This window comes from Rectinema subterraneum (genome assembly GCA_009768935.1).
GTDB classification, from domain to species: domain Bacteria; phylum Spirochaetota; class Spirochaetia; order Treponematales; family Rectinemataceae; genus Rectinema; species Rectinema subterraneum.
On sequence record WESA01000006.1, the window covers coordinates 26,716 to 39,390 of the forward strand.

Sequence of the window (12,675 nt, forward strand, 5' to 3'; positions counted from 1 at the left end):
CCCGGCAGAGAGCGCAGCAAATAAATCAGAAATCCCGCCTTTTATGCATCTCAGGATTCCTTCTTTCCGTTAAAAGTCACTGAAAAGCGCGGCGCATTGAACCACAGCGATTCCAGATCATAGAATGCGCGAGCCTCATTTGTCATGATGTGAATAATGACATTGCCTCCATCCAGCAAAAGCCAGCTCTGATCATCCGTCACCTCTGGCTTGTTGAGAAGAGAGATTTCCGCGTTTGCAAAGAATTCTTCCAGATGCCGCTCTAGACCACGCATATGGGCAGCGCTTGTGCTGGTGGCAATCACAAAATAATCGGCCCATCCTGCTGTGTCATGAATATCCATCACTAGTACATCGAGCGCATTGTGCCTTGCAAGAATTTCTGCACTTTGATATGCAAACGCTTTACTGTCCAACGCAATACCTCCCATTGAAATCTTTGCCCAGGATTATCGTAACATTCGCCTTTCTCGGCCCGGGCAAATCGTCAGGATTCCCGAAGCTTTTACAGCCGATCACATCCGCAACCTGCTGAAGCGCGCTTTTATCACCTTCATTATCATACATTACCGTTTTCGCATAATCGAAGGAGGAAGCATTTCCGACCGACACTACTTTATACCCATAGCTCTCGAAGAGAACAGAAGCAGCTCCCGCGACACCTTTTGACCCTGTTCCGTTCAATATTTCTATTGTTACAGCCGACTTCTGCAAATTTGTAGAATTTTCGGTACCAAGCGCTTTCGCTGTCTGGCTGACGATATCGCGCGCCAGTTCGCCATCATAATAAGGGAACAGAAGTTTGCGGCCTTCAAATGTCCTGAAAGAGCCGGAAATGAATTGTGTAATTGTCATTTCTACATCGATCTGAACAAAGTGCCTGAAAATTTCTTCGCGCGTTTCAAGGCTGAAATTGCTTTTCGGTTTCGATGCAATCAGGCGAAGTCCTTTGCTGCTGCTGATTACACCAGATTTTTGCGACAGCTGTGAAAGCAAGCTGACAAGCAAACGCTGTTTTCTGCTGATTTCTTCCGTGTATGAATCTGCTGAGCATGCATATGTAAGGTATTGGCTTGCCTTCTCGCCATCGAGCAGGACAGAACCTCCTGGCAAAGAGACATCCGGCAGCGCATTGTTGCCCATTGCAGGCTCTGGAAGAAATATCTGAATACCCTCCAGCAAATCTACTGTCTTGGAAAGGCCGCGTTCATCATAGGTAAGCCATCCATCTATCGGGAATCTGAGATAGTCAGATATTTCTTTCACATAGCGCGCGGGGTTGCGGGAATCATATACGCTGTCAATGCTGCTCATTCGGTTAGCGCTCTTAAGAATTATCCCCATTGATCCAGGGATGTCCATGATTGCAGCTTTTCTTCGGGAAGGATACCAGATCAGCAATTGGTTCGAGACCGGTTTTTTCTCTTGCTCGAAAATAAAAAGAATTCCCATCGCTTTATCTTTTTTTATGACAGCTTCGACAGTTCCCTTCTGCGTCAGTCGCACTACAATGAATGCGCTTATTGCAGCAAGAACCAGAATGAGAAGAAGCGGCAATACACTTCTCTTGAATATCCCTGGCTGTAATTCATTCATGGCTGCAGCATCCTATTATAAAGCTCAGCGGTATAAGGCGAGAGAGATTTGCCGGATTCCTGGAACCAGCGAACCACGTTAGCAAGCGTATAGACAAAAAGCGCATCCAGATTGAGCGTATGCAGCATCTCTTCCGCGTCAGATGGCCTTTGGCGAAGCGGTTCAAGCTTGTCAGCGATATACACAACTTTTGCAAGATCGGATGCACCGTTGTCTGCGATGCTATGCAAAGCTATCGCTTCCAGGATGTCCGCATCATCGACTCCAAATTCATGACAAAGCATGCACGCGGCAGCAGGGCCGTGAATCATTTTCTTCCTGTACACCGGATCGGATAAAAGCGCTTGCAGCGAAGGACTGGCATGGAAACGATCGAGACATGAGCCGAATTGCGCGATTATCCTTTCCTGTTCTTCATAGACCAGCTCTCTGCACATGTCATGAGCAATGCCTGCAAGTCTTCCTTTTTCGACATCGAGCCCGAAACGTTCGCAGAGAAACGCCGATGTCTCCGCCGTGGATCGGCAGTGCGCGAGCCTTTTCGCAGAAAGCTCTATTTCGACAGTCTTTTCGACTTGTGAAAGAATTTCAGATATTCCGATATAATCCATAGGTTTCAATTATTTCTTGTACACCTGGCGACACGAGGGACCGCCAGGCTCCGTGGTTTGCGATTCTCTCTCTTACGAGAGTAGAAGATACCGGTATGAGAAGGTTCTTGATATATCGATGCGCATACGGCAAGCTGAGCTCTTCAGCATGCTCGCGATGGGCAACGATAATATCCGCATATTCCAGAATGAGTTCAGGGTCTTTCCATACTTTCAGGAAGTCGGGAGCAAGATCATCCCCAATGACAAGCCCCGGTTTTCCATCGAAGGAATATTTCCGCGAAATCTCTCTCAGCGTATCGATTGTATACGAGATGCCGGGCCGCTTTAGCTCGCACGGCTCTATAGCGAATTCTGACCATCCTTCAAGCGTGGCATGCAGCATTGCAAGCCGCATATCCGTTCCGGGATCTCCCTGCGGCTCTTTGTGCGGAGGTATATTTGCGGGAATGAACAGCACACGATCGTAATCGAGGGTTCCCAGGATTTCTTCAGCCAGGATAATATGGCCTATATGAGGAGGATTGAAAGAACCTCCAAGCAAGGCGATCCTCATTCCGGCAGCTCCTCGTCATCGAAATCTATCGTTTCGAAAAGGGATTCCGTTTCGGCGGCGCTGTGGAGTTCGGATGCCTCATGGGCTTCGACTTTCTCGAAGAATACTTGCTTTAGCTGGTCGAGCCCGGCCCCTGAAAATACCGAAATGCAATAAGCTTGTTCTTCAGGAAAGGCCGCGTAGAAGTCCTTAGAATGTTCTTGCGCTTCCGGAAGATCCAATTTTGTGCCCAGAAGTATGCGAGGCTTTTTTGCCAATTCCGGGGAAAACATTTCGAGCTCATGCAAGAGTGTAGGAAACGCGCTTCGCCAGTTATCATCGGAAAGATCGATCAGAAATGCCAGGCACGCGGTTCTTGCAATATGCTTCAAAAACCGGATTCCCAGACCCGCTCCCTCGTGCGCTCCTTCGATGATTCCAGGTATGTCCGCAAGGATGATATCTCGATCATTGACAGTGAGGACCCCAAGGTTGGGTATTTTTGTGGTAAAAGGATACGGGGCGATTTTTGGCCGCGCATTGGTAAAATAATCGAGAAGACTCGATTTTCCCGCATTCGGAAATCCTACAAGGCCTATATCGGCAATGAGGCTAAGCTCTATTTTCAGTTTTCTTTCCTGACCTGGCTGCCCTGGCTGGGCAAAATGGGGCGCTTGATTGACCGAATTTTTGTAATGTGTGTTACCCCAGCCCCCTTTGCCGCCTTTCAGAAAAACCCAGCGTTCACCTTCCTGAAGCGCACCTTTCCATGTCCTTGCACTGAAATCTTTCAGGATTTCACCCGTTTCCGCATCCCGAATTATTGTTCCCGGAGGAACTTCGATGATGGCATCTTCGCCGTCTCGCCCATGCATGTTCTTCCCCATGCCAGGCTGACCGTTTTGCGCACGAAAATTCTGGCGATACCGCAGATAGGCAAGGGTACGCAGATTCCTCTTGACGACAAATATAACATCGCCGCCTCTGCCCCCATCTCCGCCTGCAGGTCCCCCGAAAGGAATGAATTTTTCGCGTCTGAAAGCGACACATCCGTCGCCGCCCTTGCCGCTTGCTACCGTAATAATCGCTTCATCAGCGAACTTGATCACACGATACTCCCTTGCATATGTCCAGAATAATAAAAAACCGCCCCCAATGCTACAGGAGCGGTTGTACGTTTTCGGACGCTGCAGCTCTCATGCGTTGGTGACAGGCTCCACATCGACGAATTTTTTTCCCTTGTGTTCGCGGAAACTCACCATTCCATCGGCAAGAGCAAACAAAGTGTCATCTTTGCCCATCCCGACATTTTTGCCAGGATTTATTCTCGAACCGCGCTGGCGAACGATAATAGTGCCTGCGGTGATATGCTGGTTGCCATAGGCTTTGACGCCGAGATGCTGAGGGTTTGAATCGCGACCATTTACGCCTTTGTGTGGCATGATAATTCCTCCGGTTGTTCAGGGCGCTTCAGGCGCCGACGATTTCGTTCACCGTCAGCACAGTATACTGCTGGCGATGGCCATGGGTTCTGCGATAGTGCTTCTTGGGCATATATTTGAATACAACGACCTTATCGCCTTTGACTTCTTCGTTCACTGTGGCCTTTACAGAAGCACCTTTCACATATGGCGTTCCGAAAGCGGTGTTTTCACCTGCGAGAAGCACAACCTTTTCAAAAACCACCGATTCTCCAGGCGCTGCATCGAGGCGATCCACCAACAGGTTTTTGCCATTTTCTGCCCGGTATTGCTTTCCATTGATTTCAACAACTGCGTACATATGCATTATCCTCACGTAATTTTCATGTCAGGCGGAGATTTATACACTTTATCGCCCTCATGTGTCAACAGGCGCTGCGTGGCTGCAGACCGGATCTTGGAAAGCCCGCCTTACATCGCTTCCAGAAATGGCACACAGAGCAATTCGCTTGCGCGCATCAAAACAGATTTGACCGCACGCACGAGCGCAAGGCGGCTTGCGGATAGGTTCGGGTCTTCATTTATCAGCACAGGATTATCTCGATACCAGGCTGAAAATTCGCTTGCAACAGCATGCGCATAGCCTGCCAGAATTGATGGATCCTTGCCTTTCGCGGACTCTTCAATTATCGAAGGCAGTTCCATCAATGTGCGCACAAGGGGCCAGTCGGCATCACTGGAAAGAAGGTTCGCTTTTGGTATGCCCTGTGCCGCGTTGCCCTCGCCCTGATCGTGCTTGCGAAGAATCGAACTTGCGCGGGCGCCCATATACTGGATATAGGGCCCAGTGTCGCCTGTAAATGAAAGCGATTGCTCCGGGTTGTACAGCATATCCTTTGCAGGCGAAATCTGCAGAAGGTAATAATGCAGCGCGCCCAAAGCGATTTGTCCCGCAACACTCTGGATATCGCCGACCGCGTCCGCCCTGCCTTTTTCGGCAATCTCAACAGCTGCAAGGCGGGCGAGCTCATCGATGAGATCATCAGCATCGACGACCGTGCCTTCGCGCGTCTTCATGCGTCCGGTCGGCAAGTTAACGAGGCCATACGAAAGATGGTACAGACTTGAAGCCCAATCGTACCCAAGTCTCTTAAGCACTTCAAATAGCACCTTGAAATGGTACTGTTGTTCCGATGCGACGACATAGATCAGCTGATCAAATGGCCAGCTCTCGTGGCGCATAATGGCAGTACCAATATCCTGCGTTATGTAAATGCTCGTGCCGTCTTTTCGAAGAAGGACCTTTTTGCCTAGCCCCAAATCTTCCAGATCGATCCAGATTGCTCCATCCTCGCCCCGATAGAAAACGCCGCGCTCCAGGCCTTCCAGGACTTCCTTTTTCCCGAGCTTGTAGGTTTCGTGTTCGAAATGATATTCATCGAAACTCACCTGCTGCCTTCGGTAGGTTTCCATTATCCCGTCGACTGCCCAGTCATTCATTTTTTTCCAGAGCGCGATGACTTCAGGATCGCCGGCTTCCCATTTCTGCAGCAGTTCCTGGGCTTTCTGCTCGGCTTGCGGGTCTTCTTCCTTGAGCTTGTTGAACAGTACGTAATATTTTCCGACAAAATGATCGCTCTTGAGCCCTTCATCCTCTGGCGTTCGCCCTTCCCCATATGCAAGATACGCCAGCATCGATTTGCAAATATGAACCCCGCGGTCATTTATAAGGTTTACTTTTTTCACTTCGGCGCCAGCGGCCTTCATAATCCTCGAAAGCGATTCCCCAAGCACATTGTTCCGTAAATGCCCCAGGTGCAGCGGCTTGTTCGTGTTTGGGCAGGAGAATTCAATCATCACTTTGCGCCCACTGAACACAGCGCTCGAACCCCAATCCGGATTTGCTGCATTCGACAGCAGAAATGTCACCGCGCGCGTTCTTTCGAGATAGACATTGAGGTATGGGCCGACAGCCTTGAGGTTCCCAGGCCAATCGCGTTTTTCGTTCTCATCTTTCAATAGCTGCTCGCTCTGAGCAACCTCTGAAGCGATTTGGGCAGGGGACAACCGGAATTGCTTGGCGAACGCAAACATAGGGAAGCCAATATCGCCCAGTTCTGGCTTTGGCGGCTTTTCGGCAATGATATCATTGAGAGTAAGCGAAAAATCCACAATTCCTTTTTTGTCGGCAATCGTGCGCAAATGTGCTGCAATTATAGTTTTCCATTGGTCTATATAGTGTTCCATCAGGGAAACGATTGTACCGGCTTTAGCCTATGTTTTGCAATAACACCATCTTGTTCCTGCACGTGTGTCCTCTGAGAATGCGCAAATTCGATGGCGCGATATCGAGAAATTCCGCTATTGCCGCAAGAACCGCCTCGTTCGCCTTTCCTTTTTCGGGAGCAACAGTAACTTTAACAAGCAGGCTGCCATTGCGAAAACCGGCGATTTCGTTTTTCGGAGCTCTCGGGATGACGGTGACAGACACAACAAATCCTTCTTTTTCCTGATGAACCGCGGGAGCAATCTGCGCGAACTTTTCTCTCGATATGGCGCCAGGCATTCGAGTCATTTTCTTCCCAAAAGCGCTAGAAATTGCGTTTCGTCGATCACGGGAATGGAGAACTCCTGCGCTTTGCGATTCTTTTCCGAGCCGGAAGTTGGATCATTTGTGACAAGATAATCGAGGTCTTTGGTAACGCTTGACTTTACTGTGCCTCCTGCCGCCCGCACGAGCTTTTCAGCTTCGCTCCGCTTTATTGATTCAAGCTCTCCTGTAAAGCAGAAGCTCTTGCCGGCAACACCTGCAGCCTCTTCGCCCGAGCTACGCGCGGCAGGAAGTATGCGCACATATCCTTGCTCTGCAAGCTCGCGCATATCTTTTTCTACCACACGCAGCCCATCATAGAGCGAGCGCGCAGTGATTTCCGCAAAACCATCAATTTTTTCGAAATCCGAAGGGCTTGCAGCAAATAATTTGTCGAGCGTATCAATCCCGGCTGCTATCAGCTTGTCCGCCATGAGCACACCAATACCCTCTATGTCGAAGCCTGCGATAAAATCGGACAAGCTCACTTCATTTCGCGCATGCACATTCCTGATTATCTTTTGGGCGCTCTTTTCGCCCATTCGTTCGAAGGCGAGCAAATCTTGCACAGACAGCCTGTAGAGGTCTGGAATGCGAGTCACTTTTCCGGAATCGAAGAGCCTTTTTAAGAGCGCGGATCCGAGATCTTTGATATCGATTACAGAAAGCCATTTTTCGAGGCGATGATATGCTTTGCCAGGGCATGCAGGATTTGGACAATACAAGCTCGTCCCTTCATCGATGAGCTCCGCGCTGCACAATGAGCAATGTGTCGGAATTTCGATCTGTACTGCATCTGGCGGGTTTTCGACAAGCGATTCGATCTTGGGAATGATCTCTCCACGTTTGGTAATCACCACTTTGGAGCCAATACGGAGATCCATCGAACGGATCATGTCGGGATTCGCGAGGTTAGCCCGCTGGACTGTTGTGCCCGCAAGCCGCACAGGCTCGACAATGCCGATCGGCGTTACCGTCGCTCCTGATTCGCTCCATTCAACCTCGCGCAGGGTCGTAACTGCTTCCTCAGGACTGAACTTAAATGCAATCTGAAGCTCGGGCCGCAATTTGCTTGCGTCTTCGCGGTCGATTCTGTCGCCTTTGACAACGAGTCCATCGATGTCATATTCAAGGTCAGGACGAATATCCATTATCTTTGCGCGATATGCGATGACTGCTTCCGGGCTTTCACATTCGACTGTCGGCACGACTTTAAATCCCATCCGTTCGAGCCAGGCGATTTTTTTGCGCTCGGTATCGAATGGTGTGCCGGTTGCGAGCGAGCTTACTGCATCATAGCAAATGATATCGAGGTCCTCCGCGCCCACACCGTCTTTTCGCTTCATAAGTCCATTTGCGGCATTTCGGCAATTTGCCTTGTCGGCATATTTTGCATCATGCATGCGGCGGGACATGAGCACCTCGCCACGAACTGCCCCGGTAAACGGCTCTGGGAGCTCTTTTGGAACGCCATTCATTTTTGCCACGTTGGGCGTGATATCGTCACCGATTACACCATCCCCCCTCGTGACGCCGCGAACAAAATGGCCCTCATCATATTGCAATTCCATGCTTGCGCCATCGAGCTTGTACTGAACGAGATACAAGGGGTACTGGACTTTCGCTGCCCATGCAAGGAAAGATTCCGGGTCGGTCGCTTTCGACAAGCTGCCCATTGTCATCCGATGCGGCGATTTCGGCCACCGTTCAGAACGATCCGTGCCCACTGCTTTGAGCAAGGGATTGCCAGGATCAAGCGATTCCAATTCATCCCATAACGCATCGAATTCCTCGTCCGAAATTTCGGGCTCGCCATTGTAGTAGAGTTTCTGATGGCGCTTGATCTCTGCTTCCAGCTCATTAACGCGGGCGTTTTTTTCGCTCTCGCTCAAACGCGATGTATCAGGCATGGTGAAATACTAACTTTTCTGTGCCCGGCTGTCAAATTGCCGTCCCTCATTGCCGCCGTTTTCCACCGTCATTGCGCCAGCTGACGAATGAAAATGGATATGCTATTCTCGAACCATGCGATATTTTGCAATTCAAGTTGCCACTCGCCATGAAGATGATTGGCTCGATAGAATTCAAGATCAAATTGAACATGTAAAATTCCACAAAATAATGAAAAAAATGTATATTCGGAAAAGAGGCAAAACCAAGCTCGAAGAAGTTCCGCTTTTCCCCGGCTATATTTTTTTCGAACATCCTGAAGAAGAATTGCCCCTAGAAGTCCTGAGCAAGATTCGCCACTCAAGGTTTTTTATTCGCTTTCTTCCAAGCAATGAAGCGCCTCGCCCACTTGATCGCCATGATAGCGATATCATTCGCCATTTCGTAAATTTTGGAAGCCTTATTCCGCCCTCCCTCGTAAAATTTGATGAAGACCAGAAAATAAAGGTGGTTCAGGGACCGCTTCAAGGCATAGAAGGATTTATTGTAAAAGTTGACAGAAGAAAGCACCGCGCAAAGGTCAGATTGACAATCGCCGAATCCGTGATGATTCTGGATCTTTCATTCGAAGTTATGGAATCAGACTCAACCGAGGCTGAAGCAAAGGGCAGCCGCCATGCAGAAAAACGAGTACATTCCGTTTGACCAGCTCGAGGTGCCAGGCATGCTCTATGCCTGCATGATACGTGCGACTGCTCAAATTGGGCATATTCTGGCCATTCGCCCTCCTGCGCTTCCCTCTGGCTATAGCATACTCACCGCCGATCAACTGCCTCTGCGCAATGAGCTTAAAATCAGCTCTGTTTCAATCCCTGTATTTGCATCGGATACTGTCTCGTATGCAGGAGAGACTGTCGGACTGATAATAGGGCCGGATCCTTTGCTGGTAGAGGAATTCGCCTCCTCTACTGCTGTCGAATGCGATGGCGATAGTGTGCACCGCGACTGGCGGATGTTTCCTTCATCACGAATAGCTGCTAGGCTGAACTTGCAGCGCGGCAATATGCCCGAGGTCTCCCAAAATGACTCACCGCTTGTATTCAATTCGTACGTATCGATTGAACCCGGCGAATTTTCTTTCAATAGCGGGATAGGTGCACTTGCAGAATGGGACTATGACAAGCTGAAGCTTGCTTGCCCTACTCTGTGGCCGGAGCATGTTCGATCGAGCCTGGCATCTATCTTGGAAGCCTCGCCCTCCGATATCGAGCTTTTGCCTGTTCTAATGAACGATAGTTCAGAATTCTACTTCTGGTATCCATCGCTCCTTGCTGCGCGCGCCGCTTTTGCAGCATGGACACTGAAGCGCCCGGTCAAGCTGATTGTATCGATCAAGCGGGAAAGGCAATATCTGCCCCGCGTCCAGGGTATTTCCTTGTGGTTCAAATCGATCTGGTCCAGCAAAACAAGCAGACTTCTGGGAATCGAGTGTCGTTTTTCCATCCCGACTGGGACATACTCCGTTTTCGCCAATAAAATCCTAAGAAAGACCGCACATCTGGCAGCTGATATCGTTCCAGGTCTGCCAGTATCCATTACTGGTTTTGCGATACGTACAAACGCAGTACCAATGGGAGCAATCGAGAGCCCCGCTTCAGCAGCCATCTATGCAATGCTCCAAGCGCACATCGCACAGGCAGCCCGTGCATTGGACAGAGATGTATTTGAACTCTCGCAATCGACCCTATCGAGAATGGATACATCCAAAAAGGCTGGCGCACTTGGAATCGCAGAAATCCCGTTTGCCAAAATTGCAAAGCCCTTGCTAGAAAAAACAGACTTTATGCGAAAATACGCTGCCTATGAACTGGTCCATAAGAGAAATCCCGGGGGCAAGGAAGCTCTATTGAGAGCGATATCATTTTCTCTCGCCTATCAGGGCGCTTCGGATTTTTTGCCTGAATCGGCAAGAAAATCAGAGGTAAGGCTTTCTCTTGATCGAAACCTGAAGGCGCACGTGGAGTCAGATGCCGCATTTGCATCGGAAAGGCTGAAAGCTGCACTGACAACATTGATAGCTGACAACCTCAAAATACCTCCTGCGCATATTTTTTTCGCCATGCAGAAATCTCCCCATCCTGATTCAGTCCCTCTGATGTCATCCTCAGGAATCGCAATGCTGGGCGATATAGTCAGGAGAGCAAGCGCTCGCGTACAGCGTCTGCGCTTCAGGGAAGGTCTGCCAATCTCGGCACACGCATTTTCATCCGTCCGAGCTCAGGAAAACAGCACAAATGTGCTTTCAAAAATCGAACGGCCTTCATTGGGCGCAGCAATTATTGAGGTCGAATACGATACCCGATCCGGGATTTTCCAGTTCATCCGGATACACATCTCGGTAAATGCAGGAAAAATTTTATCCCCTCTCAATGCAAAGTCAGCAATTCGCGCTGCAAGCATCAACGCAATGCGTTCCTGCCTCGTCTCTACTTCTCCTAATGCTGCTGAGCGAAACGATATGTATGATCATATTCTTTCCAGAAGCACCATAGCCATTGAATTGCTTGATGACGAAAAATCGACGATTCCGCGGCCAGTGGGCGATATCGTACATTCTCTTGTGCTTTCATGCTTCCTTGGAATTATGCAGCAATTGAACGAAACAAATCGATTTATACTCCCCTTCAGGCCAGTCTCTGCAACCATTGCTGAAGGAGCCCAACAATGAATATCGAATTCACTCTGAATGGCCTTCAGCACAAAGTCACCATTACCAGCGTGGAACGAGCGATAGATGTGCTGATAAAGCAATGCGGCATCAAAAGTCTGGCGGCAGAATGCTTGGATGGTCATTGCGGGAAATGTCTTATTCTGCTCGACGGTAAATCCGCATACAGCTGCATCATGCCTGCTTTCCTGCTCCGCGACAGGCGGGTAGAGACAATCGAGCACTTCACCAAGAGACATGAATACGACTTGCTCGTCGCTGAGCTGCATCGATATAGCAGCCAGTCTTGCTCAGGATACCACAGTGCAATTGCGCTCATGGGCATGATGCTTCTGCAGAAGACAAAAGCTCCCCAAACCGACGAAATTCTCGATGCGCTGGAAAATACCCACTGCAATTGCCTTGATCCAGCGGATTTCGTGGCCGCAGTTCTGAATGCATACCAGAAATTGAGAACAACGAGAAAACAGTATGAATCTGAGTGAAATCCATTTCCCACAGACAATTCCGGAGCTTTTGACCCTGATTTCCCGTGAAAAGAATATTCAGCTTATTGGCGGTGCTACAACTTTCGGATATCTCCAGCCGACGCGGTATCTTTCTTTCCCGAATACGATTGCGATTACCAGCAGAATTCCCGAACTTCATGCTATCCATAAAACCGAGCGGATGATTTCCTACGGCGCTGCATGTACCTTATCGGAACTCGAGCATGTATATCCTTTTGAACATCCGCAATCTGCGTCGCTTTTGCGCACCGTTGCCACTTCGGCCGTCAGAAATGTCGCTACAATCGGCGGACATCTCATGTATGACTGCTCATTTCTCAGTCTATGGCCGTTGTTCGCGTGTCTCGACGCTGAACTGGAATTCAGGGCTGCTTCTCAGAGCCATATAAAAAACATCTGGTATCTTGTCGATGAAAATGGCAGACATTGCGCGGCGGGCAATGAACTACTCGCAAGAATTCGAATCCCTCTGCTATCGATCGATCATATCTATATCAAGAGAATCGGGGGCAATATTTTTCCTGGCGGTGATGGTGCGCATCTTGTTTCGCTGACATCGGTTGACCGGCGTTCGATCAATTTTTTCAGGCTTGTGCTCGCAGGAGCGCGCGCCTTCAGGGATTTCGAAGCAGAACAAAGAATTATCTCTGCATCTCACCCGCTTTCTCCGAAAATTGCGCAGACAGTGCTGCATATGTATGCTGAAAGTCTGAGGAAAACCAATTTCTGGAATGCAGATCTCATCCTTCCGCTAATCGGGCAGGTACTGGAAGACTTGCAGCGCTAGCGCTCGCG

At 49.4% G+C, this 12,675-nt stretch carries 14 protein-coding genes; 4 read left to right on the plus strand and 10 right to left on the minus strand.

All coding sequences use genetic code 11. The features are described from left to right. Nucleotides 1-50: 50 nt before the first annotated feature. From rsfS to ligA, 10 genes are all read right to left on the minus strand, one after another. Nucleotides 51-416, minus strand: a complete 366-nt coding sequence (gene rsfS / locus GAP13_RS03120; RefSeq protein WP_158906098.1) for a ribosome silencing factor — start codon at nt 414-416, stop codon at nt 51-53. Then, complete coding sequence (locus GAP13_RS03125) at nt 406-1,596, minus strand: LCP family protein (RefSeq protein WP_158906100.1); 1,191 nt, start codon at nt 1,594-1,596, stop codon at nt 406-408. The genes rsfS and GAP13_RS03125 overlap by 11 nt, the downstream gene beginning before the upstream one ends. Next, entirely contained in the window at nt 1,593-2,207 is a 615-nt protein-coding gene (yqeK, locus tag GAP13_RS03130; RefSeq protein WP_158906102.1) for a bis(5'-nucleosyl)-tetraphosphatase (symmetrical) YqeK, read from the minus strand. The genes GAP13_RS03125 and yqeK overlap by 4 nt, the downstream gene beginning before the upstream one ends. After that, entirely contained in the window at nt 2,185-2,763 is a 579-nt protein-coding gene (gene nadD / locus GAP13_RS03135) for a nicotinate (nicotinamide) nucleotide adenylyltransferase (protein WP_158906104.1), read from the minus strand. Before nadD ends, yqeK begins: the two co-directional genes overlap by 23 nt. Further along, nucleotides 2,760-3,851, minus strand: coding sequence for a GTPase ObgE (obgE, locus tag GAP13_RS03140; RefSeq protein WP_158906106.1), 1,092 nt, complete (start codon nt 3,849-3,851; stop codon nt 2,760-2,762). The genes nadD and obgE overlap by 4 nt, the downstream gene beginning before the upstream one ends. Before the next feature lie 87 nt (nt 3,852-3,938). Continuing rightward, the gene (gene rpmA, locus GAP13_RS03145; protein ID WP_158906108.1) at nt 3,939-4,184 is read right to left on the minus strand and encodes a 50S ribosomal protein L27; all 246 of its coding nucleotides are present in this window, start codon (nt 4,182-4,184) and stop codon (nt 3,939-3,941) included. Between the two features lie 28 nt (nt 4,185-4,212). Beyond that, the gene (gene rplU / locus GAP13_RS03150; RefSeq protein WP_158906110.1) at nt 4,213-4,524 is read right to left on the minus strand and encodes a 50S ribosomal protein L21; all 312 of its coding nucleotides are present in this window, start codon (nt 4,522-4,524) and stop codon (nt 4,213-4,215) included. Between the two features lie 110 nt (nt 4,525-4,634). After that, nucleotides 4,635-6,410 (minus strand): arginine--tRNA ligase, encoded by a 1,776-nt coding sequence (gene argS / locus GAP13_RS03155; protein WP_158906112.1) that lies wholly within the window; start codon nt 6,408-6,410, stop codon nt 4,635-4,637. Nucleotides 6,411-6,432: 22 nt separating this feature from the next. Further along, on the minus strand, nt 6,433-6,738 hold the full coding sequence (locus tag GAP13_RS03160) for a DUF167 domain-containing protein (RefSeq protein WP_222126132.1): 306 nt from the start codon (nt 6,736-6,738) through the stop codon (nt 6,433-6,435). After that, nucleotides 6,735-8,663: an NAD-dependent DNA ligase LigA gene (gene ligA / locus GAP13_RS03165; RefSeq protein ID WP_158906114.1), complete on the minus strand. Its 1,929-nt coding sequence runs from the start codon at nt 8,661-8,663 to the stop codon at nt 6,735-6,737. Before ligA ends, GAP13_RS03160 begins: the two co-directional genes overlap by 4 nt. 115 nt (nt 8,664-8,778) lie before the next feature. Here ligA and GAP13_RS03170 point away from each other — a divergent pair, with 115 nt between their 5' ends. From GAP13_RS03170 to GAP13_RS03185, 4 genes are read left to right on the plus strand one after another with little or no spacing between them, the layout of a single operon-like run. Next, nucleotides 8,779-9,348, plus strand: coding sequence for a transcription termination/antitermination NusG family protein (locus GAP13_RS03170; protein WP_158906116.1), 570 nt, complete (start codon nt 8,779-8,781; stop codon nt 9,346-9,348). Next, nucleotides 9,320-11,371 (plus strand): molybdopterin cofactor-binding domain-containing protein, encoded by a 2,052-nt coding sequence (locus GAP13_RS03175; RefSeq protein ID WP_158906118.1) that lies wholly within the window; start codon nt 9,320-9,322, stop codon nt 11,369-11,371. The genes GAP13_RS03170 and GAP13_RS03175 overlap by 29 nt, the downstream gene beginning before the upstream one ends. Next, a complete protein-coding gene (locus GAP13_RS03180; RefSeq protein ID WP_158906120.1) occupies nt 11,368-11,856 on the plus strand; it encodes a (2Fe-2S)-binding protein in 489 nt (162 codons plus the stop codon). The genes GAP13_RS03175 and GAP13_RS03180 overlap by 4 nt, the downstream gene beginning before the upstream one ends. Continuing rightward, the gene (locus GAP13_RS03185) at nt 11,843-12,667 is read left to right on the plus strand and encodes an FAD binding domain-containing protein (protein ID WP_158906122.1); all 825 of its coding nucleotides are present in this window, start codon (nt 11,843-11,845) and stop codon (nt 12,665-12,667) included. The genes GAP13_RS03180 and GAP13_RS03185 overlap by 14 nt, the downstream gene beginning before the upstream one ends. Nucleotides 12,668-12,675 lie beyond the last annotated feature (8 nt).